The following is a 23,022-nucleotide window of genomic DNA, read 5'->3' as shown; positions in this document are numbered from 1 at the left end:
CCTCAGGCCTGGCTCAGGCGCTGCAGCTCGCGGCGCACCATGGCAACGAAGGGCGGCGGGCTCATCTGGTAGAGCTCGCCGGCCACCCAGGCCAGCCAAGCGCCCTGCAGTTCCAGCCGACGCGCCAGCAGGCGCTCGGCCTGTTCGATTGCCCTTGCCTGATGTTCACGGTGGAAGTCGGCCCGCGAGGCAGGCGTGGTGGCGTCGCTCACTCGCTGGCCTTGAAGGTGGTCAGCTCGCCCTTGCGCCACTTGGCGACCTTGCCGGTCACCGCCTTGAGTAGCTTGCCCAGGCCTTCCTGAACCTGCTGTTGGGCCGCGAACACAAGCATCACGCCCTGCCCTTCACGGAACACGATGGCCTCGCCTTCCGGCACGGAAACGAAGGCGTAGTCACCCTGCCCGTAGACATTGAACTTGATCTCGCGAAAACGCAGTTCGAGCTTGCCGCCTTCGCGGCTGGGCAGCACGGCGGCACGGAAGTGGTCACCCACTTTCAGCTCCAGGCGCTGCTTGTCGTCGACCACCATGGCATCGTCGGTATCGATCTCGGCCATGTACAGGCCGTCGGGGTTCTGCTCGGTGACATACACGAAACGCCCCTGGAACAACTTGACCAGCTTGGCGCGCAAATCGCCCAGGGCAAACAACGCATGGGTATCAAGAGTACTGACTGCCAATGAAAAGCTCCTCACATCAATTACAGCGGGCCGCACCGCGCACGCCGCTGGCGTGGGGTGGCAACCACTTCAAGTCGAAGTCCGATGGACCATGGATTCGGTAAGCGAAGATCCACGCACAGGGTCGATACGCCAAGCAGGGAACATTTCCCCGCTGGAACATCCGGCGTGCTTCGGCAAACTATCCGCAAATAGGAACCGTAATACCTGACAGCTAAAGGGTCAGGAAAGATGCGACTACTGGGGGCGACACTTCAGCTCAAGTGTGCCCCAACCCTTCATCGCGCATTACAGGTACAGGAATATGCACGAAAACACCGAATTCCGTCGAGAGGCACGTAGCATTTCTTGTCGCACGGCAGTGCCAGGTATCTCCCGGTATAGCGTCGTGGCCGCCGGCATCAGCTTCTTCCACATCACTGAAACCAACTCCGGCAAAGTCCACGGATTCCGCCAACGCTACCAGGACGCCTGGGAGCTCGCACGCTACCTGGAGCGCTGAGGGTTCACGCTGCGTGGCTCCTATCCACCTGCTGTTGCCACGCAGCCTGGCATTCCAGGGCCTCGTCGCGGCTGGCGAAGGCGGTGCCACGGCGCTCGCCGTCAACCAACACTACCCAGCACACCCTTATGCCCAAGGCCTGCAAGGACCGTGGCACACTACTGCCGATCATCACGGCCACGTCGACTCGGCTCGTCATAATTCCCTCCGGAATTTAATTAGCCACCTAACGATATGCCTATGATACGTCCTGGACCGCTTGCGAATAAGGCGCCAGGCAGAACAGCAGTGTTACATTCCGGGCAACAAATCGCGTCAGTCGAGCCCGGGTTCGGGGCGATACCCCAGACGCAGGCCACCCCAGTGTCGACCTGCGACAAAGATCGGTACCGACAGGTCGTGCATCAGCTCTCCCGTGTCTCGCGTATAGGTCTGCAACAGCACACGCTGCTGATGACTGCCACAGCGAGCGCCCGTGCGGTCGTCGAACAGGCGCTTGCTGCGGTTGTGCGCCGTGTCATGGGCGATATCGCCGGTCAGTGGTTGGTTGAAGGCATTGTTGTGGGTCGGCACATAGCCCTGCTGGGTACAGGCGATGGCATACACCAGCCCATCGTGCTGCAGCAACGGCTCCTGGAGCTGTGGCAGCACGGTATCGGTGTAGTGGTCGAAGCGCGTGGTGAAACGCGGAGGTTGCATGCCGGCAATCGGGCGATATTGCCGGTCGAACAGATCGTCCAAGCCAATGCGCCCCTGTTCGATATCCGTCTCGAAACGCTCGCCGATATGCCGCGCACCCGCCTGCGCCAGTTCAAACACCCGTTGGTGGTAGGCGTCCAGACCGACCTCGGCCAACCGTTCGCTGAGGCTTTCCACCTGCCCCTCCATTTGCACCGCCGCCTTGGCCAGGCGCCGGGTCTGCTGGTCGCTGACCTCCAGATCGCCGCGCACCTGGGCCACGGCCTGGAACAGGGTGTCGAGTTGGGCTTGGTTGATCTGGGTACCCCCAGCTATTTCGCTCACCTGACCCTCGACACTGGCCGCCAGGCTAGCGATCTGCGCCAGTTGCCCACCGGCCTGCTCGACCTGGCCGACCCCCTTGCCCAGGTCCTCGGCCAGCGTGCGGATCTGCGCCACCACCTGGGCGGTTCGCGCCTGGATGTCGGCAACCATCTGCCCCACTTCCTCGGTGGCGCTGGCGGTGCGCCCGGCCAGACCGCGCACCTCGTCGGCCACCACCGCGAAACCACGGCCATGTTCACCCGCCCGCGCCGCCTCGATGGCGGCGTTGAGCGCCAGCAGGTTGGTCTGGCTGGCAATGCCCTGGATCACCAGGGTGACCCGGGCGATATCCTCGCTGCGCTGATGCAAGGCCTCGATCAACTCGCGGCTGGCCGAAGCACGCACACTCAAATCACGCATGCACTGAATGGATTCGGCCAGCACCTCGCTGCCGACCACGCTGCTGCCGTGGGCTGAGCGTGCGGCTTCCAGTGCCTGCTGGCTTAGCTGAGCGGTCTGCTCCTCGGTGGTGATCATGATCTCGGCGCTGCCGACGATGTCTTGGGCAGCCCCTAACTGCGACTGCACGCGGGCGGCCAATTGCTGTACCGAATGGGCCACTGCAGCGGCCGACAACGCATTGTGGCTGGTGCCACGGGCCAATTCTTGAAGCAGCGAACTGTCCGCGGCCGCGGCAGGCGTCGACTGCGCGACGACCGCCTTGCGCGCAAGCGGCACCCACAGCACCAAAAGTGCCAACGGCAGGGCCAGGTACAAGGACAGCCCGGCGAACGCCATCGCCGACAGTACCGCGCACAGCGCAACGCCCCGCCCCAGGGCGACGGCGGCTCCCGCATGAGTGGGGGTGGCCCGCGGTCCTTCGCCAGCCAGCAGAGATCCTTCTCGCATCATCTTCGTGATCCATCCGCATGTCGTTATTGTGACGACATTAAACGCCACTATAACGCCATTATCCACGCTCACGTGGATGCAGGCGGCCACCCGTTGATACAGGGCAAGAAAACACGAAGGCCCCAGGGATCGCTCCCTGGGGCCTTGCGTGGGCGCTGGATCAGACTTGCCGCTGGTGGCGGTCGAGCTGCTCGTGACGCTCCTGGGCTTCGATGCAGTACTTGGTGGTCGGGCTGATCAGCAGGCGCTTGAGGCCGATCGGCTCGCCGCTGTCGTCGCACCAGCCGAAGCTTTCATCGGCGATGCGGTCCAAGGCCATCTCCAACTGTGGCAGCAGGCGCTGGTCACGATCGATGGCGTTGACCAGCCAGGTGCGCTCTTCCTCGACCGACGCCACGTCAGCGGGATCCGATGGGGTATCCAGGCTTTCGATGGAATTGCGGCTGAGTTCGATGCGCTCGTGGGTTTCGACTTTCATCGCCTGCAGCAGCGCGGTGAAGTACGCGAGCTGTTCGGCGTTCATGTAGTCATCGGCCGACATGGCCAGCAACTGTTCCTTGGTCATCGACTTCTCTATGAAAAATGTGCATTTGGGCGATTCAGGTGCCGCCGACGACGTATCGTCGGTAGCGAAATTCTTCAAGCGCCAACCGGCACTCTTTTACAGGGGGCGGCAGTCTAAGGTGCCGCGTCGCAGTGGGCAACATAAATGACGGAGGATTTGTCCGAAATGGCCAGGAATCCGCCTACTGGTGCGCAGCCGCCGCTTTGCGACGGCCAGGGAGCAATATGTCGTAACGATTCTGGCTTTCCATCACGCCTGAACGCAAACGGCGCAGCGGCTGGAGGTAGCGGGTTAGTGACCGCGAAGCACCGTAAACCCGCTTCATACGACCTTTACTCACGTATGAGGCTTGATCATGCACGACCTACCACATCTGCGCCTTGCCCGCTCCAGCCCGCTTCAATGCAAGATTGCCAGACGGTTCAGCGAGCGTCCGGAGCTGCTCGACGCCGCAGACCATGTCCTCGCCGCTCAGTGGTCGCATTATCTACCGAACGCAACCCAGGATCCAAGGGCACTTTATCTCGCCAGCCGAAATCCACGTTCCGACAACCTGTGGGTTCGCCCCTTGGCGCAAGTGCTCATTGAGCGCTATTGCATACGCCGGACACTCAACCTCACGGTTGGCGAGGACACCCTCACCGCTCGCGTCGATGGTGATCCGGCCGGGCAGGTGCCTCTACCTCTGCACCAGGTGGAGCTGCTAATCAATGACAACGCACCGTTACTGCTCGAGGTGTACCGGCAATCATTGGCGAGCTACTGGAGCCACTTCGACAGCAGTGGTGAAACCCCCTGGCATTGGTACGCCGAAGAACTTCGCAGCCGTTTTCTGGAGGCCATCGAGGCCCACCAGAACGCTGGCAGCCTACCTCCGTTCGCCCTGGCCATCGCCAGGCTGGTGCATTCCGACCCCGATCACAGGAACCGGCAGAATACAGCCGGCCTGCGCGTCTGGCAGCTTGCCGCGGACTTTTCCAGGGATGAGACGCTGGATAATGAACTGGCGAGCGCGCTGCTGATCGAACACAGCGATACCGACCCCAGGCGCAACCTGACCCTGCTTTATACCCTCACAGGCAAGCTGCTCGCTTTCCCCTCCCGCCAGGAGATGCTGGAGAGCATCGCTCGATACTGGCCCACGAGGTCCCGGACCACCTCCCGGGAAGTCAGTATCGGTCAGACCGCTCAAGGGGACTTCGAAAGCATGGCGCTGGGTGTGCTGGAACAGCAACTACGGGTGATCGACCATTGCGCCACGGCCCATCGAAGCAGACTCGACGCCATCAACATGAGCCTGGAGCTGGACCGGCTTACCTCCATGCTCGACCTGTGCAGCGAGGCCGAATCCAAGCAACGCAACGCGATATCGGCCCTTCTTCCGGATTGGCTGCGTAACGCCAGGAGCCAGCCGTTGTTGCGCTACAGCACGCTACTGCTCGACGTCGCCCAGTCCCGCCAGAATACCAACGGGCAGTTCTGGCTCGACGGTATCGACAATGCCGAAGACTTCGCCTACCGGCAACTGGCCGCACGCTTCGAAGCGGATTATCCGCGCGCCCCGCTTGACCCCAGGCAGGTCCGGGTCGTCAACTACCAGACCATCGCCACCGCCGCCGCGCGCCCTGGGCTTGCCAGCACGGGCGAGGTAGATCCCGTCACCTTCTCCCTCGCCCAATTGGCGATTGCCAATATCGGGCTGCTCAGGCCAGGGCGGGTGGAGTTGCTCTCGAACAACGCAGACCTGCTGCCTGGCTGGCTGGACGAAAACTACCTGCGCACGGTGGTCAGCGAGCTGGACATCGCCAGCGCATTCCCCGCCATGCTACGCAGCAAGCTGTTGGATGACAGCGCCCAACGCGAGCAGCGTCAACGCCTGCTCATCGCGCAACTCGGCAGCCAATTGCCCGCACTGGCGCAGGAGCTCTACCTGCGCGGAAAACTGGCGGATCAGGACGTTGCCAGCCATATCAGCCAGGTGTTCAGCAGCGCAGACGACGATGACAATGACCCGAAGCGCTGGGTCATCCGACCGTTGGGTCTGCTCAAGGCCCCCGGCTCGACAGTGGACTATCCACGCAATACCTGGCTCATCGAGCCACGGTCACCCAGTGCCGACAGTTGCCTGTTGTACCGTCCCCTGCACGAGGATAGCCTGTTGCAGTTCAGCGATCGGCTGGCGCTGTTCGTGGCCATCAGTACCCCTGGCGCCCTGCAGGATGACCTGCTGCAACGCCTTCCGGCCGAAGTCCACAGATTCTATGCCCATGGCGGCTTCCTCGAGCCTCACCTGTTCGTTCCACTGGATGACACCAGCGCCATCCCTTTCGGCCGGCCAGCTCCGGTGGAGCTGACCATCGAACCAAGTTCCAGCGATGTCGGCGCAGATCTCTACCTTGCCTGCGTCAACGAATCGATCCAGACGTTTGAAGCGCATGCCTCGACCAGCGCACAGACCCGCTGGACGCGCTGGAAAGAGCTGGGCTGGCTGCTGTTCAACACCCTGCTTCCCCTGGCGGGCGGCACACTGGGCAGGGTGGCATGGCTGGCGCAGATGGAAGTGGCGCTGGCCGACTTCGTCAACACCGACGCCGAACTCGACCCCACCGGGCACGAGCAGGCAGCGGTCAACCTGCTGGTCAATATCGCCCTGCTGCTGGTCACCCATTCGATTACCCGCCTGCATGAGCAAAGCGCAAAGGCGCGCACGCTTGGCGCACCGGTCACGGCGCTTGGCGCATCCGAACAGCAACCCGTGCCCCCCACCGTGGTCCAGGCCGCCTCTTTGCTCCATCTCGACTTCAGCTGGACGCGTTCCACCCAATCCCTGACTGCCGGGCAGAACTCCGCACTGCGCGCGTTACGGGCGGATATCATCCCCGCTTCACTCGGTGAACCGGTGCCCAGCGGCCCCTTGCGTGGCCTGTACCTGCAGGGTGACAAGTTCTATGCACAGATGCATGGCAACCTGTACCACGTCATGCTCGACATGCCTCGCAACCAGATGCGCATCATCGGCCCTGACGAAACCGCAGGCCCTTGGCTGCGCCGCGACGAGGCCGGACGCTGGCAGTTGGACCTGAGGTTGACGCTCAAGGGGGGCATGCCACTGTCCGCGCAGATCCGCAAGCTGCAACTGGAAAAGGAAAGTGCCCTGCGCGCCGTCAACGCATTGATCAAGGCCGACAAGGACACCATCGATGCCAGGATCCGGGAACAGGCCACCCTTGAGAAGCTGGTGGCCGCACCGCTAGATGACGCCCGCCTGCAGACCTGCCAGGACAAGCTCGACACGCTGTCGGCGTTCTGGGCGACGCATATCGAAAACCTGAAACAGCGCAACGCTTTGCAGCCGGTGAAGGACTTCAAGAAAGTCCATGCTTTCGCGCTGTATCAGGACAGCTTCTGCCAGCGGCTGCTGCACAAGGTCCTGCACCTGCGCTATCAACCTGATCGGAGCCAGTTGCTCAAAGCTGCCCGCCTCCAGCAGGCCGGTGAGACGCTTACCCCCACGGACGTCAGAATCATCGCCGCTCGCCTGGACAGACTTGCGCCCTTGATTGAGCGGATGATCGGTAATAATCGACGCCTGCGCCACTGCCAGGATGAGCTGAACAAGCTGGCCAGCCCCCAACAACCCGAGATCCGCCAATGGCGGGACCTCGCTATCAGTGTGCCAGCAACTGCGGAGAGAGAACTGATCCTGCGCTTCTTGCGTCTCGAAGGATTGCTCAACCGCATGAGCCTGGTACACGGTCTGAGCGACGAGGCGTGCTACTGGAGTGATCGCTTCTGGAGCAGCTTCGAGCTGGGTATTGCCCAGCGTACAAAACTGTTCAAGCTGGAAAACGCCGACGACGAGATCACCGCCAGATTGCTGCGCAGTATCGTCGGCCACCTTCAGGCCGCGACGCGACAACTGCAAATCTTCACCACATTGGTCAAGGACGGCGCGGCGCTGGAGACTCTACAGGAGATAAATGAACAACTCGCCTGGGTGCTTGAGCGAAACCGCAATGACCTGAACGAACTGCCCGATTACCCGCCAATCAGTACACTGGGGCAACTGCGCAAGAAGGTGCCCGGGCTGATCGAGACCACCGAGCACGGGCTGCTCCTGGCCGATCCGCGCAGCGACGATGCCAACACCGTCGATATTCCCGGGCCGGAGGACAAGACACCCGCGCGCACCTACCACCTCAAGCAGGGCGACTGGGTGGAGCTCAAGCCTGACCAGCCTACCTCACGCCCAATCCAGATGCCCCTCAAACGCCTGCTCAGGGAGAGCGACACATTGATTGAGCAGGCCCGCGACGAGGTGTCGAACCTGCAAGCGCACGCGAATCGCTATCTGCCGGTGGAAATCGAGGAGAGCGTGCTTTATCAACGCACCCGCCTGCTCGAACGGGTCAACGCCATCGAGACATGTCTGACCGAGAACAACGAAACCGACGAGGCCCGTGCCGGCAAGGATGCCGAGCTGGTCGCCAGATCCCTGCGCAGGCTGGCGGACGAGTTGCAGGAAACGGCGACGCGGCTACGCGTGTCAGCCGCCCTCACGCAGAAACCGCGCATGGGTGAAGTCATGTACCTGGCCGATGGCGGGCACGTGCAATTGCGTGCCACGGGGGGCCGCAATCGACTGGCCAGGCTCAAGGGCCGGCCCGCCGATTTTCTCGACGAATACAGTATCAGCCATGAAGGCAAGGTTCTGTGGTATGCGCACTTCCACTACCCGTCGATGACCGCGGCCAAGGCTGACTTCACCGCCGGGCATCTGAAAACAGCAGCGCAACGGCACATGCCCGGCCAGCGCTACAGCGATGCCAGCGGCAGGGTGTTCGACGTCTATCGCGCACCGATCACCAGCACGGCCGCCGCCCGATACTTCTTCGACCTGTAAGCCAGGGGGCGCGGCGCAGACTGCGCCCCCTTCCCGTCAGCGGTCCTTGAACTGCGCCTCGCGCTTGGCAATGAACGCAGCCATGCCCTCTTTCTGGTCTTCGGTGGCGAACGCGGCATGGAACACCCGGCGCTCGAAGCGCACGCCTTCGCTCAAGGTGACCTCGAAGGCGCGGTTGACGCTCTCCTTGACCATCATGCTCACCGGGATCGACTTGCTGGCGATGGTCGCGGCCACCTTCAGCGCCTCCTCCACCAGCTCGGCCTGAGGCACGATACGCGCCACCAGGCCGGCACGCTCGGCTTCCTCGGCGCCCATCAGGCGACCGGTCAGGCACAGCTCCATGGCCTTGGCCTTGCCCACGGCACGTGTCAAGCGCTGGGTGCCGCCCATGCCCGGCAGCACGCCGAGGTTGATTTCCGGCTGGCCGAACTTGGCGTTGTCGGCGGCCAGGATGAAGTCGCACATCATCGCCAGCTCACAGCCACCGCCCAGGGCGAAGCCCGACACCGCGGCGATGATCGGCTTGCGCCGGTTGGCGATGCGATCGGAATCGCTGAACAGGTCTTCGACGTAGATCTGCGGATACTGCAGCTCGGCCATTTCCTTGATGTCAGCGCCGGCGGCGAAGGCCTTGGCGGAACCGGTCAACACCACACAGCCGATGTTTGGATCCTTCTCCAGCTGGTCCAGGGCCAAGTTGATCTCGCCGACGATCTGCGCGTTCAGCGCGTTCAGCGCCTGCGGGCGATTGAGGGTGATCAGGCCGACCTTGCCGTGGATGTCCAACAGGATGGTTTCGAATGCCATGCAGTCTGCTCCTTCAAAGATTGCGCGCAATGACCATGCGCTGAATGTCGCTGGTGCCTTCGTAGATCTGGCAGACCCGCACATCGCGGTAGATCCGCTCCAGCGGGAAGTCGCTCAGATAGCCATAACCGCCGAGGGTCTGCAAGGCGTCCGAACAGACCTTTTCGGCCATTTCCGAGGCGAAAAGCTTGGCCATCGAGGCTTCCACCAGCGCCGGGCGTCCGGCATCGCGCAGGGCGGCGGCGTGCAGCACCATCTGCCGGGCCACGGCGATCTTGGTTGCCATGTCGGCCAGGCGGAAGGCCACGGCCTGGTGCTCGATCAGTGGCTTGCCGAAGGTCTGCCGCTCGTTGGCGTAGTCGCGTGCCGCCTCGAACGCGGCGCGGGCCATGCCCACCGACTGCGAGGCTATGCCAATCCGCCCGCCTTCGAGGTTGGCCAGGGCAATCTTGTAGCCCTGCCCTTCTTCACCCAGGCGGTTGCCCACCGGCACGCGCACGTTGTCGAAGACGATCTGGCAGGTGTCGGAGGCATGCTGGCCAAGCTTGTCCTCGACTCGCGCCACCTGGTAACCCGGTGAATCGGTGGGCACGATGAAGGCCGATATGCCGCGCTTGCCAGCGTCTGGATCGGTGACGGCGAAGACGATCACCACCCCGGCGTTCTGCCCGGAGGTGATGAACTGCTTGCTGCCGTTGAGCACGTAGTGATCGCCGTCCAGGCGGGCGCGGGTCTTCAGGCTGCTGGCGTCGGAGCCGGCCTGGGGCTCGGTCAGGGCAAAGGCGCCGAGCATCGAGCCGCTGGCCAGTGGCGCCAGGAACTGCTGCTTCTGCGCCTCGCTGCCGAACTTGAGGATCGGCACGCAGCCCACCGAATTGTGCACGCTCATGATGGTCGAGCAGGCGCCGTCACCGGCGGCGATCTCCTCCAGGGCCATGGCATAGGCCACATAGCCGGTGTCGCTGCCGCCGTACTGCTCCGGCACCAGCATGCCGAACAGGCCCAGGCCGGCCATCTCCTCGATGGCCTCCTTGGGGAAGCGGTGCTCCCTGTCCCACTGTTCGGCAAACGGCTTCAGACGCTCCTGGGCGAAGTCGCGCACGGCGTCGGCGATCTGTTGTTGTTCTTCAGTTACCAGCATGATTCACCTCAGTACAGGCACTCGACCGCCATGGCCGTCGCTTCGCCACCGCCGATGCAGATGGCCGCCACGCCACGGCGCAGGTTGTTCTGGCGCAGGGCCGACAGCAGGGTCACCAGAATGCGTGCGCCCGAGGCGCCGATCGGATGGCCCAGCGCGCAGGCGCCGCCGTGAATATTGACTTTGTCATAGGGCAGGTCGAGGTGCTTCATGGCCGCCAGGGTGACCACGGCGAAGGCCTCGTTGATCTCGAACAGATCGATATCGGACAGGTTCCAGCCAGTGCGCTTGAGTAGCTTGTCGATAGCGCCAATGGGCGCGGTGGGGAACAGCGCCGGGGTGTCGGCAAAGGCCGCGTGGCCATGGATCACCGCCAGCGGCTTGAGGCCGCGTTTCTCAGCCTCTGAGCGACGCATCAGCACCAGCGCGGCGGCGCCGTCAGAGATGGAACTGGAGTTGGCCGCGGTGACGGTGCCGCCTTCGCGGAAGGCCGGCTTGAGCTGCGGGATCTTGTCCAGGCGCGCCTTGGGCGGCTGCTCGTCGTCCTTGATGAGGCGTTTTTCCTTGCCCTCGGTGACTTCCACCGGAACGATCTCGGCGGCGAAGCGGCCGCTCTTGATCGCTTCCTGGGCACGGGTCAGCGAAGCGATGGCGAAGGCGTCCTGAGCCTCACGGCTGAAGTCGCCCTTCTGCGCGCAGTCCTCGGCGAAGGTGCCCATCAGGCGACCCTTGTCGTAGGCGTCTTCCAGGCCGTCCATGAACATGTGGTCGATGATCCTGCCGTGGCCCATGCGGTAGCCGCCACGGGCCTTGTCCAGCAGGTACGGGGCGTTGGTCATGCTTTCCATGCCACCGGCGACGATGACATCGGCGCTGCCGGCCAGCAACTGGTCATGGGCCATGATCGCCGCCTGCATGCCAGAGCCGCACATCTTGTTCAAGGTGGTGCAGGTGGTGTGCTTGTCCAGGCCGGCACCCAGCGCCGCCTGGCGCGCCGGTGCCTGACCCTGGCCGGCCGGCAGCACGCAGCCGAACAGCACCTGCTCGACACTGCCGGCATCGATGCCGGCACGCTCGACGGCGGCGCGGATGGCCGCGCTGCCCAGCTGCGCCGCGGTCAGGCTCTTGAGGTCGCCTTGCAGGCCGCCCATCGGCGTGCGCACGGCGCTGACGATGACAATCGGATCGTGATTCAGGCTCATGTTCGGTTCTCCTTACTTGGCAGCCATGCGCAGCGCGCCATCGAGGCGGATCACCTCGCCGTTGAGCATGCTGTTCTCGATGATATGGCGGGCGAGCGCCGCGTACTCCTGCGGGCGGCCCAGGCGTGGAGGGAACGGCACGCCGGCGGACAGCGAGGCACGCACTTCGTCGGTCATGCCGGCCATCATCGGGGTTTCGAAAATGCCCGGGGCGATGGTCATCACGCGGATGCCGAAGCGCGCCAGTTCGCGGGCCGCCGGCAGGGTGAGGCTGGCGATGGCACCCTTGGAGGCGGCATAGGCGGCCTGGCCGATCTGGCCGTCATAGGCGGCGATGGAGGCGGTATTGATGATCACGCCCCGCTCGCCGCCCTCGTCCGCCGGCCCTTCGGCCATGGCTGCGGCGGCCAGGCGCAACAGGTTGAAGCTGCCGATCAGGTTGACGTTGATGACCTTGGCGAAGCTGCCCAGGGCATGCGGCCCATTCTTGCCCAGGACCTTCTCAGCGCCGACGATACCCGCGCAGTTGACCAGTCCGTGCAGATTGCCAAAAGCACTGACAGCGGCATCGACCGCCGCCTTGGCGGCCTGTTCGTCGCTGATGTCGGCCACCGCGAAACGGGCATTGGCGCCCAGCTCGGCGGCCTTGGCTTCAACCGCCGCAGCATTCAGATCGACCAGCATGACCTTGGCGCCGGCCTCGATGAGCATCTGCGCGGTGGCGGCGCCCAGGCCCGAGGCCGCGCCGCTGACGATGAAGTTCTTTTGAGTGATGTGCATGTCGGTCTTCCTTCAGGCGCCCGCAGCGATCGGCTGCGCGGCTTGTTGTCGGGCGATTTCCTGATTGCGCAGGATGAAGCGTTGCAGCTTGCCGCTCGGGGTCTTGGGCAGCTCGCCGACGAATTCGATTTCACGCGGGTAGGCGTGGGCGTAGAGGCGCTGGCGCACGTGCTGGCGCAGGGTTTCCTCAAGTTCGGTACTGCCCTGATAACCGTGGGCGAGCACCACGAAGGCCTTGATCAGCTCCGTGCGTTCCGGGTCGGGTTTGCCGATCACAGCCGCCTCGACCACCGCCGGGTGCTCAATCAGTGCGCTTTCAACATCGAACGGGCCGACTCGGTAGCCCGAGGTGGTGATCACATCGTCGCTGCGGCCGACGAAGCTGATGCTGCCATCCTGGTTGAGCTCGACGGTGTCGCCGGACAGGTAGTACCTGCCAACGAACGCCTTGGTTGGCAGCCCGTGGTAACCGGCGAACCAGCACAGCGGCGACTGCTCGCGGTCCACCGCGAGAATGCCAGGCTGGCCGGCAGGCAGTTCATTGCCCTGCTCGTCCACCACCACGATGCGGTGGCCGGGAATGGCGAAGCCGGCCGAGCCCAGGTGCACCGGGTGCGCCAGCGCATGGTGGTTGCACAGCACCATGCCCAGCTCGGTCTGGCCGTAGTGGTCGTGGATAGTCACCCCAAGTTCGTCGGCGAACCAGCGGATCACTTCCGGATTGAGCGGTTCGCCGGCACTGCTGACCACCCGCAGGCGCCCCTTGATCGGCGCCGCAAACGCGCTGCCCGCCGCGATCAGCAGCCTGTAGGCTGTGGGCGAGCCCGCCAGATTGGTGATGCCCAGCTTGTCGATGACCCGCGCACAGCTTTCGACACTGAACGGACCGTCGTAGAAGGTGGTGGCGTGGCCCAGCGACAGCGGCCCGGTGACCGCGTAGTAAAGGCCGTAGGCCCAGCCGGGGTCGGCCAGGTTCCAGAAGTTGTCGTCCGCTCGCAGGCCGATGGCGTCGCGCATGTAGCCCTGGAACGCGACGATGGCGCGCAATGGCACTTCCAGTGGCTTGGCCGGGCCAGTGGTGCCCGAGGTGAACATCAGCAGGAATGGGTCGTTGCCGTTACGCATCACCGGCGCGCAATCGCTGGCGGCAGTCTCGAGACTGCGGTGGAAGTCCAGCTCACCCTCGGCGGCACCGACCGTGACGAGGATCGGGCAGTCCTCCACCTCATCGAGCTTGGGCCGGTTGTGGCGATCAGTGACCACCACCTTGGCATGGGACTGCTCGAGACGGTGCTCGATGGCCTTGGGGCCGAAAGCGGTGAACAGCGGTTGGTAGACCGCGCCCAGGCGCCAAGTGGCGAGAATGGTCACCAGCAGTTCGGGAGTACGCGGCATGAGCCCGGCGACGCGGTCGCCGGCCCCCACGCCCTGGGCCTTGAGCACGTTGGCAAAGCGTGCGGCCAGGACCTGCAGTTGATCGAAGGTAAAGCGCTCGCTGTTGCCATCGCGGTCTTCACAGACCAGGGCGGTTTTGTCGCTGCCGCTGTGGCGGTCGCAGCACTCGACACAGGCGTTGAGGGCCTCGAGATTGCCATGCAACGCCGCGGCAGCGGCTCGGGCATGGTCGAACGAACGAGCGGCCTCGGCATAATCGCGCATCGTCAGACTCCTGGTTTCTTATTGTTGGAGTGCACATCGGTCTGACGATGTTCGCGCCGGTCAGCTCATCCGGCAATGGCCAAAGCTGTCAATCGGGCTGAGCGGATTAGACCGGATCGAGCGGTTGCCCGGCGGATTGCATGATCAAGGCCTCGTGGGCGAGCTGGATCGTCACGGCATATTCCTCCTGTTCACGCGTGACCTTGAGCACACGCCAGCGACGGTCATACTCCGCGCTGCTCAGGCTCTTGTCTTCGTCGAGCCTGGTGCCTTCCGCGCCGGCGCGTTCGAGGATCTCGTCGAACAGCGCCGGGTGCCGTGCCTCCACATATTTGCGCCAGAAATCGCGCCCCGCGAGGCTTTTTGCCAATGCCTCGTCCGTCTCGCTGGCCTTCACCGCCGCCAATACCGTCTGCTCGAGATCGTCGGTGATGCCCGCCAATGCCACGAACTGCATGTTCCTTGGCTGCCCTGGCAAATCCAGCGCCTTGGTCAGCGCGATGCGATAGCCGATCACCACTTCGAGCACATCGACGTATACACCCCCCATCTCTCTTCGCGCAGCCTCATTCCTGGCCAGCAAGTCCACTTGCTCCAGCCGGAACAACTGCCGGCCCAGCTTGAGCAGTTCTTCCCCGCCCTTGCCGGTCGCAGCCTTCGCCGTGGCCTGGTGCACCATCTTCTGGATAATCAGTGCGCTAAAACGATCAGCGATCCTGTCGACGCACTCGCCTGGCTCGCTGGAGTCGGCGAAGATCAGCTCACGCAAGGCCGCGTCACCGTCGATGGCCTGCAACAACTCCCACAACTGGCCGGCGAGGTAGGTACTGGCAGAACGGAAGTCCGCCGTTTCGGTGAGTGAGCGCAGCAAACGGAACAACTCTCGACTATCTTCCATCCCTGCCAGGCGCTCCCACAGGGCCCTGCTGCGCCCCTGTTCATCCTCGGGCGCAAGCGCAACCCAGCGCTCCTTGGCAGGCGTCAAGATGCGCTCCTGGACGATTTCCTCCCCATGGTTGTGAACCGGGTCCATCCAGTAAAGCTCGCGGCGCACCTGCAATGACATCGGGTTGAAGTCCGTGCGCAACCGGTACCTGAACGCCGCGGGCATGCTGAGCACCTCGGCGGGCACAGTCCGGATCTGGTTGCCACTGAGGTCGGCAAGTGAAAGAAACGCGCAGTCCTGCAATCCGGCAGGCATCGTCCGCAACCGGCAACGGCTCACGTCCAGGTGCCGCAATTGCGTCGGCTCATTGAAATGCAGGTTCAGCAGGCGAATCGGATTATTGCTGAGGTCGATCGTCCGTAAGCGTGACATCTGCGAAAGCAACCGCTCATCCGCCGCGTCCATTTCAATGCGATTGCCGGAGGCTCGCAGTTCAACCAGGTTCCCGCATTGTGCGATGCTCGATGGCAGCGCGATCAACTGGTTGTTGCTCACATTCAGGAAACGCAAGCCATCGAAACACCGCAAAAACCTGTGAGGCACTTCCCTCAGCGCCATTCGGCACATTACCAGGTTGGTGATGTGCGTAAGGTCTACCTGTTCCGGCAGTCTGGGCAGTTCCTGAATGCGACAATTGCTCAGGTCGAGCACCCGGCCCCGCACCTCTCCCTCCCTGCTGTAGATCACTTCACTTTCATAGCGCCACGCTTCACGCAGGCGCCTGGCCACGATGCCACGCAATCCCGGGGACGCCGATGGCGCATGCGCTTGCGCCCATTCACGCAGCGCGATGTCGAGCAAGTTGTAGTTGCTCTCCTCGTACAACAACGCCTCAAGCGGGCTGCGGCCCAGCGGATCACGTCGCAATTGCGCGACCTTGCTCTCGACCTGGGCATCGTCGAGCACGGGATAGAGCGCGCGAATGCGCTCTCTGAGGATGGTGATGCCATTGCGCGCGGTGTTTCTCGAAGACCGCCCACCGAGCGTGTAACCGACCCGGCCGTCAGGCAACCTTTTTCCAGGGTTGAACCATGGCGTGGACGCTTGCATGTCAAGCAATGAGTACCAGTCGCTGCGTTTTTCCGGTAAAGCCTTGATCAACGCAAGGCGCAGCGATTGCGCAGGGTCACTCGGCTCAAGCTCGAGCGCACTTCGCTGGCTCTCGTCGAGCGCGGCGATGATCGCCTGGAACAGATTCCCCGGCGCGGCCACCTCGGAGTCACGTTGCATGCCTTGTGCGTCATACAAGCGCATCGCACCGTCTCGTCGAGCCAGCACGATCCTCGCATCACTCGCCACCGCCGGATTGGTGATCGCCAGCATACGGCCATCCTCGGCGCGCAGCTCGAGACCGACTCGGGTCGGCCACATCGGCAGCTTCTCGAGCAGTCGCATGACCAACAGGCCAGCATCCTCGCAGTAGGCGCTATTCAGGTACAACCCTTCCACTGCCCGGTTCAGCCGGGCCAGCTGCAACAGCGAGCGTACCTTGGTTGCCACCGTGTAAGGCACTCGTGCCTCGACCCTGGCCACCTGCTCGACCACCGCATCGCATTCTCGCACCGCCTCCTCGGCATAAGCGTCAGGCAAGCCCGGGAAGTCCCGCTTCACCAGCGTGAACAATGGGTTGCCCGGGGGCGTGATACGCGCCAGATGCTCAAACAGCAGCGCTTGCACTTCGGCTTGCCGGTCGGCGAGCCACACCGCTGCGCCAGGTGCATCCACAGCCTGCATACCTGGCCGGGTACGGCACCACGCCAGCACCTGGGCATCCTCCAGCGTCGCGCCCGGGGCCTTCACAGCCTTGAATACCGCGGTGACACGCGCATCGGCCTCGAAGCGACGCAGCGTGTCGCGCAGGTTGACCGGCGCGGGCCGATTCTGTACCAGCACACCACGCAGCTCGTCCTGGTCGACGCCCGCCACCGTCAGGATCTGTTCGGCACGCTGCGGGTCCAGCGGCACCTGATGAGGCCACAGACGATTGAGCATGGCGCAGCTATCATCCCACTCCAGCGGGCGCTCCAGGCGGATGCGCCAGCAGCGTTCGCCGTTGTACTCGATGCTTGGCGCGAACGCGTCCTGGTCGTGGGGATGACACAAGCGCCAGGGCTGCTCGGGGGCCGTCTGCCGGACTTCGTAGTAACGCCGGTCCACGTGCAACCAGCGTCGGTTTCCGACCGCGTAGAGGCCGTTTTCCTGCAACACCGGTTGCTCGGGCGTCGACTCGTAGACACTCAAGTCATGGTTCCACAGCCGCTGCTTGCCATCGACGAGTTCGACAGGTTCCAGCGCGTCGACGAAGGCGCTGCCAGCGAAACCACGGGCGACCAACGCCACACCGGCCCCAGTCACCGCCGTCACCGCGACCGTCTTGGCCACTTCGATCATATGGTCCAAGGCCTCGTGCTGATGGCCTTGCTGCCAGTCCCCCACCCCGGCATAGACCTCGCCAAGGGTGTCCACCAACAATTTTCCAAGCAGCACCATGCCAATGGCAGGGACCGCCATGCCCGCGACACCCAGCAAAGCGAGCCCGACCCCCTCCCAGCGCTTGATACGGCGATCGGCGGCCGCGTGGTCAGCGTCGGCGGCGCACACCAGCAGCAATCGACCATCGGCCTTGATTCGCGCCACCTGGCTGCGCGCCAGCAATGCGAAGACATTGTTGTCCTGAGCCGCGCGGCGTTGCAGATTGAGGTCGGGGACATCGTCGGACAAACGCTTGAGCATGGTTTCCAGAAAGTCAGGCTGCTCGTGCAGGGTCACCAGGCCACGCACACGGCGCCTGAAGTCCTGCTCTCGCAGCGCCGCCACCAGGTGCTCGGAGAGCGACTCGAACGAATCGAAGCAACGCAGTGGTCGCTGGTGATCGACCGGCAGGTAAAGCATCACGCCGGCCGCCTTGTTTGCCTTGTCGTACAGTTGAATCAGCAGCGCGTTGGTCAGCGTGCAATCGAGCATGCGCAACTCGCCGGCATTGGAGCGCAGCGGCGCCTCCGACAGGCTGGGCATGTCATGGATCAAATGCTGCAACGCGGCATGCTGAGACTCGGACAAATGGCCCTGCACCAGTGCGTGCTGGCACGCCAGGGCAAACCCCGAACGCTGGTGACGGGTCAGCAGCGCCACAGTCGCCCCATCGAACTGCCGGTCGAGTAGATCTTGATACTGCTTGCCAGCGTCCAGCGCCCTGCAACGCGCGGCAAAATCGTCGGCGTCGCCGGACAGCACCGTGTTACTGCCAGGGCACACGACGCCACTACCGGAGAAGAACTGCGCGCCCTCTTCGAATCCCTGCATCAAACGCAACAAGGCGGGAGCGCGCAGTCCCCAACGCACCGCGGAGGGCGCGCTTAAGAGCCCCGAGGTGCCTTGCCGAATATCCAGCCACTGTAGTGCCTTGACTTCATGCGTGCCTTTGTCGAGATCAGCCAGGAGCGGGTGGAACACCTGTTCGGCAAACTGCTGTGGCGACAGCAGCGCTTGGGTCGCCAAAGCCAGTTGACGAGCGTTGGTATCGTGAGTTTTGAGGCAATCGCGCAAGGCATCGAGTTGCTCGGCCTTGGCCTCCTTGAGCCAATCAGGCAGTTGCGCCTTGATGAAGTCGTCCGTGATCGCGTGTGGCGTGACCGTCGCTGCTGGTTGGGGCGTTGTAGTTGCTGACATGACGAAGCATCCTGCGGTTTCAGAACCCTCGACACTAGTCAGCTCGCCCCACCCGGCACAGAGGGAAACGGCGCCAGCCGGTGCGGCATTTCGCCTTGGATGATCAGGTTGCGGTAATGGCCTGGGTTGCAACCGAACCACTTGCGAAATGCCTTGTAAAACGAGCTGGCGTCGGCAAAGCCCAGGCGTTGCGCGACGTCGGCAAGGCCAAGCGCTGGCTCGGCCAGCCAGGTGATCGCCAATTCTCGACGCAAACTGTCCTTGATGCCCTGGTAGCTGTGCCCTTCCTCGGACAGGCGCCGCCGCAAGGTCGCCACCGACATGCACAGGCTCTGCGCCACCGTCTGCGCATCCGGCCATGCGCCTGGCTCGATCTCCAGCAATGTCGTACGAATGCGTAGCGCCAGACTGCCAGGGTCGCGGTACTTGACCAGTATGTTGCCCGGCGCTTCGGCCAGGAACCGCTGCAACTCCTGCGGCGAGCGCCGGATCGGCAGGGTCAGGCAATCGGCAGCGATGATCATGCGCGTGCGTGGACGCTCAAACGTCAGATTCTGCGAGAACATGACCCGGTAATCGTCGCAGAACGGCGGCTCGGGGCAGCGCAGCTCGATGGCCAGGATCGGAATCCGCCGGCCGGCCAGCCAGCAGGCGACGCCATGCACGATCATCCAGAAGGTGAAGTAGGTGAACGCACGCCGTGGCTGCTCCAGCGGTTCGTTGATGACGATCTCTGCCAGGCTCTGCTGGCGGACCAGACTCGGTTGCAGGTCTTCGAGCATCAGCGCCAGAAACCCCAGCACAACCTCCAGACCAGCGCCAAGGGTGGGCTGCGCCATGCTCGCCCGGCACATGAACGCGAGGCTGCCGCTACGCAGGCCGCGCGGATCCATGGCAAAGAACTCGTCGTTGCAACGACGAGCCAACAGGCGCCACAGGCGGGCATAGGCCTCGGCGCTGACCCGCGCCTCGGGCAGGTCGAGCCGGCCGATCTCGATGCCCGCCCGGACCAGCAAGCCGACATCGGGCTGGCCCGCCGGGCAAGTCTGCAACAGCGCTTCACGCACCAGCTGCATGGAAATGGTGTCTTTCTCGCTCATCGACGGTCCCGTCGGCTGTAGGCCGGCCATCTTAGGCCGTCGCGCTCGAAACAGCCATCACGCGGCAGTCGCCAGCCCGAGAAACGCCTGGATCAGGCGCAGCTCGCGACGGCGCTCCAGGCAACCGACCATGTGCTGGTTGACCAGGCCCTGACCGGCCAGGGGGCGGGCCACCACCCGCGGGTCATGGGCCACTTCGGTGGAGGACACCACGCCGATGCCCAGTTCCGCCGCCACCGCCTCGGTGACCGCTTCGCGGCTGTCCAGCTCCAGCAGCACCCTAGGTTGCACACCCGCGTCGGCGCAGGCCTTGTCGAAGGTGCGCCGGGTAGTCGAACTGGGCTCACGCAGCACCATGATCTGCCTGTCCAGCTCGGCCAGCGGCAAGTCTCCCCCGGTACCCGTCCACGCATGCCCCACGGGCAACAGTGCACACAACCGCGACTCGCACAACGCCTGCAGGTGCAGGCCCTTGCGCGGCTCGATCTCGGTCAGCACGGCCACATCGGCATGTTCCGACAACAACGCGGCCAGGGTTTCCTGGGCATTGCCCAGGCGCAGGTTGACGGTGATACCCGGGTAGCGCTCGCGCAGCTGCGCCAGCATCGGCATCACCCGGTGCGGGCCGTCAGCCGCCACCTCCAGGCGCCCGGTCAGCAACTGCCGGTTAGCCTCGAGCATGGACTGGGCTTCCTCGGCCAGGCCGAACATGGCCCGGGTGATGGCCGCCAGGCGCGCACCCTCCTCCGTCAGCTCGACCCGCCGGGCGGTACGGCGCAGCAAGGTGATCTGGTAGTGCTCCTCCAACGCCTTTACATGCCCGGTGACCGCCGGCTGGCTGATGAACAGGCGCTCGGCGGCGCGGGTGAAACTGCCCTCGCGGGCGACGGCGTCGAAGGCGCGGAGCTGGAACAGGTTCATATCTATCGGCCTGACTTATGGCTGGCATATCTACAAACAATTTGATTGATGACACAGCGAATTGCAACCTAGCCCCACTAGTTTCCAGCCCACCGCATAGTGAGGAACCACGGAATGAGCAACGCACCGATCCTGCTGACCCCCGGTCCATTGACCACCTCGATCCGCACCCGCCAGGCCATGCTCGTGGACTGGGGGTCGTGGGATCGCGACTTCAACCAGCTGACCGCCAGCGTGTGCGAACAACTGCTGGCCATCATCGACGGCAGCGCCAGCCACCACTGCGTGCCCCTGCAAGGCAGCGGCACCTTCGCCGTCGAGGCCGCCCTCGGCACCCTGGTCCCCCGTGACGGCAAGGTGCTGGTGCTGATCAACGGCGCCTACGGCCAGCGCCTGGCGAAGATCTGCAAGGTGCTGGGCCGCGCCTACAGCACCTTCGAGACCGGCGAGGACCAGCCGACCACCGCCGCGGACGTCGACCGCCTGCTGGCCGCCGACCCCGCCGTGACCCATGTGGCGCTGATCCACTGCGAGACCAGCACCGGCATCCTCAACCCGCTGCCCGAGATCGCCCAGGTGATCCGGCGCCACGGCAAGCGCCTGATCATCGACGCCATGAGCTCGTTCGGCGCGCTGCCGATCGACGCCCGCCAGATCCCCTTCGAAGCGCTGATCGCCGCCTCCGGCAAGTGCCTGGAAGGCGTGCCAGGCATGGGCTTTGTCTTCGCCGAGAAAGCCGCCCTGGCCGCCGCCGAAGGCAACGCCCACTCCCTGGCCATGGACCTGCACGACCAGCACGCCTACATGGCCAAGACCGGCCAGTGGCGCTTCACCCCGCCGACCCACGTGGTCGCTGCCCTGCACGAAGCGCTGCAGCAATACAACGAAGAGGGTGGGCTGCCCGCCCGTCACCAACGCTACACCGATAACTGCAAGACCTTGCTCGACGGCATGGCGAAAATCGGCCTGCAGAGTTTCCTGCCCGCCGACATCCAGGCGCCGATCATCGTCACCTTCCACGCGCCGAAGGACCCGCGCTACCAGTTCAAGGACTTCTACGAGCGGGTCAAGGCCAAGGGCTTCATCCTCTACCCGGGCAAGCTGACCCAGGTCGAGACCTTCCGCGTCGGCTGCATCGGCGTGGTCGGCGCCGATGGCATGCAGGCCGCCGTCAATGCCGTGGCCGAGGTGCTGCGGGAAATGGAAGTACTGGACATCTGACCCTCTGCCCACCCAATTCAAGGAAAATGCGCACATGAACTACAGCAACCCCACCCAGCTGCAAGCCGCCATCCTCGACTGGGCCGGCACCGTGGTCGACTTCGGCTCGTTCGCCCCGACCCAGATCTTCGTCGAAGCCTTCGCCGAGTTTGACGTGCAGGTGTCCATCGAAGAAGCCCGTGGCCCGATGGGCATGGGCAAGTGGGACCATATCCGCACCCTGTGCGACGTGCCGGAGATCGCCGAGCGCTACCGCAAGGTGTTCGGCCGCACGCCCACCGACGATGACGTCACCGCCATCTACGAGCGCTTCATGCCACTGCAGATCGAGAAGATCGCCGTGCACTCGGCGCTGATCCCCGGCGCCCTGGAGACCCTGACCGGGTTGCGCAAAAGCGGCCTGAAGATCGGCTCCTGCTCGGGCTACCCGAAGGTGGTGATGGACAAGGTGGTCGAGCTGGCCGCGCAGAACGGCTACGTGGCCGACCATGTGGTGGCCACCGACGAGACACCGAACGGCCGCCCGTGGCCGGCCCAGGCGCTGGCCAACGTGATTGCCCTGGGCATCGATGACGTGGCTGCCTGCGTGAAGGTCGACGACACCGTGCCGGGGATTCTCGAAGGCCGCCGCGCCGGGATGTGGACCGTGGCGCTGGTGTGCTCGGGCAATGCCCTGGGGCTGACCTGGGAAGGCTACCGGGCGTTGAGCACGGAGAAGCTGGAGAGCGAGCGCAAGCGGATCCATGGGATGTTCGCCGCATCGCGGCCGCACTACTTGATCGATACCATCAACGAGCTGCCCGAAGTGATTGCCGATATCAACCGGCGATTGGCCAAGGGCGAGATGCCGCAGGCGTTCTGATAGGCCGCGTGATGCCATCACCGGCAAGCCGGCTCCCACAGCGACAACGCGTCCACCGGTGGGAGCCGGCTTGCCGGCGATCAGGCCCTGTCAGACAGATCGGTTCAGCTTCACCCACGACGCGAACCTGTCGATAAAGCCCTGCAGG

General features: G+C 64.1%; 16 protein-coding genes. 3 read left to right on the top strand and 13 right to left on the bottom strand.

What is annotated here, in order from left to right:
• Positions 1-2: 2 nt before the first annotated feature.
• The 5 genes from CC207_RS06040 to CC207_RS06020 all read right to left on the bottom strand — a co-directional run bounded on the left by CC207_RS06040 (position 3) and on the right by CC207_RS06020 (position 3,660).
• A complete protein-coding gene (locus tag CC207_RS06040; RefSeq protein WP_028690547.1) occupies positions 3-212 on the bottom strand; it encodes a hypothetical protein in 210 nt (69 codons plus the stop codon).
• Positions 209-679, bottom strand: a complete 471-nt coding sequence (locus tag CC207_RS06035) for a hypothetical protein (RefSeq protein ID WP_028690546.1) — start codon at positions 677-679, stop codon at positions 209-211. Before CC207_RS06035 ends, CC207_RS06040 begins: the two co-directional genes overlap by 4 nt.
• A 506-nt stretch (positions 680-1,185) precedes the next feature.
• Entirely contained in the window at positions 1,186-1,380 is a 195-nt protein-coding gene (locus tag CC207_RS06030) for a hypothetical protein (RefSeq protein WP_088851736.1), read from the bottom strand.
• A gap of 116 nt (positions 1,381-1,496) precedes the next feature.
• Complete coding sequence (locus CC207_RS06025; RefSeq protein ID WP_371916441.1) at positions 1,497-3,092, bottom strand: methyl-accepting chemotaxis protein; 1,596 nt, start codon at positions 3,090-3,092, stop codon at positions 1,497-1,499.
• 163 nt (positions 3,093-3,255) lie between these two features.
• The gene (locus CC207_RS06020) at positions 3,256-3,660 is read right to left on the bottom strand and encodes a TraR/DksA family transcriptional regulator (protein ID WP_028690543.1); all 405 of its coding nucleotides are present in this window, start codon (positions 3,658-3,660) and stop codon (positions 3,256-3,258) included.
• A 355-nt stretch (positions 3,661-4,015) separates the two neighbouring features.
• Here CC207_RS06020 and CC207_RS06015 point away from each other — a divergent pair, with 355 nt between their 5' ends.
• The gene (locus tag CC207_RS06015) at positions 4,016-8,563 is read left to right on the top strand and encodes a hypothetical protein (protein ID WP_143496083.1); all 4,548 of its coding nucleotides are present in this window, start codon (positions 4,016-4,018) and stop codon (positions 8,561-8,563) included.
• Between the two features lie 36 nt (positions 8,564-8,599).
• On the opposite strand, the gene CC207_RS06010 is transcribed toward CC207_RS06015, so the two are convergent.
• From CC207_RS06010 to CC207_RS05975, 8 genes are all read right to left on the bottom strand, one after another.
• The gene (locus tag CC207_RS06010) at positions 8,600-9,373 is read right to left on the bottom strand and encodes an enoyl-CoA hydratase (RefSeq protein ID WP_028690542.1); all 774 of its coding nucleotides are present in this window, start codon (positions 9,371-9,373) and stop codon (positions 8,600-8,602) included.
• 13 nt (positions 9,374-9,386) lie between these two features.
• The gene (locus CC207_RS06005) at positions 9,387-10,514 is read right to left on the bottom strand and encodes an acyl-CoA dehydrogenase (RefSeq protein WP_028690541.1); all 1,128 of its coding nucleotides are present in this window, start codon (positions 10,512-10,514) and stop codon (positions 9,387-9,389) included.
• Between the two features lie 8 nt (positions 10,515-10,522).
• Positions 10,523-11,716 carry an acetyl-CoA C-acyltransferase gene (locus CC207_RS06000; RefSeq protein ID WP_088851733.1) on the bottom strand — a complete coding sequence of 398 codons (1,194 nt, stop codon included), beginning with the start codon at positions 11,714-11,716 and terminating at the stop codon, positions 10,523-10,525.
• A gap of 12 nt (positions 11,717-11,728) precedes the next feature.
• Positions 11,729-12,496 carry an SDR family NAD(P)-dependent oxidoreductase gene (locus tag CC207_RS05995; RefSeq protein WP_028690539.1) on the bottom strand — a complete coding sequence of 256 codons (768 nt, stop codon included), beginning with the start codon at positions 12,494-12,496 and terminating at the stop codon, positions 11,729-11,731.
• A 12-nt stretch (positions 12,497-12,508) separates the two neighbouring features.
• On the bottom strand, positions 12,509-14,155 hold the full coding sequence (locus CC207_RS05990; RefSeq protein WP_088851732.1) for an acyl-CoA synthetase: 1,647 nt from the start codon (positions 14,153-14,155) through the stop codon (positions 12,509-12,511).
• Positions 14,156-14,261: 106 nt separating this feature from the next.
• Complete coding sequence (locus CC207_RS05985) at positions 14,262-18,770, bottom strand: NEL-type E3 ubiquitin ligase domain-containing protein (protein WP_088851731.1); 4,509 nt, start codon at positions 18,768-18,770, stop codon at positions 14,262-14,264.
• A 38-nt stretch (positions 18,771-18,808) separates the two neighbouring features.
• Positions 18,809-19,870, bottom strand: coding sequence for an AraC family transcriptional regulator (locus tag CC207_RS05980; protein ID WP_088851730.1), 1,062 nt, complete (start codon positions 19,868-19,870; stop codon positions 18,809-18,811).
• A 57-nt stretch (positions 19,871-19,927) separates the two neighbouring features.
• Positions 19,928-20,791: a LysR substrate-binding domain-containing protein gene (locus tag CC207_RS05975; protein WP_088851729.1), complete on the bottom strand. Its 864-nt coding sequence runs from the start codon at positions 20,789-20,791 to the stop codon at positions 19,928-19,930.
• Between the two features lie 114 nt (positions 20,792-20,905).
• Between CC207_RS05975 and CC207_RS05970 the strand changes: the two genes are divergently transcribed.
• Together CC207_RS05970 and phnX are read left to right on the top strand one after the other, a co-directional pair.
• Positions 20,906-22,012, top strand: coding sequence for a 2-aminoethylphosphonate--pyruvate transaminase (locus tag CC207_RS05970; protein WP_062363605.1), 1,107 nt, complete (start codon positions 20,906-20,908; stop codon positions 22,010-22,012).
• 34 nt (positions 22,013-22,046) lie between these two features.
• A complete protein-coding gene (gene phnX / locus CC207_RS05965; RefSeq protein WP_028690534.1) occupies positions 22,047-22,874 on the top strand; it encodes a phosphonoacetaldehyde hydrolase in 828 nt (275 codons plus the stop codon).
• Positions 22,875-23,022 lie beyond the last annotated feature (148 nt).

It is taken from the genome of Pseudomonas sp. DrBHI1, from assembly GCF_002205115.1.
GTDB lineage: Bacteria > Pseudomonadota > Gammaproteobacteria > Pseudomonadales > Pseudomonadaceae > Aquipseudomonas > Aquipseudomonas mosselii.
Note: the sequence above shows the minus strand (reverse complement) of the source record. Positions and strands in the feature narration are given on the sequence as shown.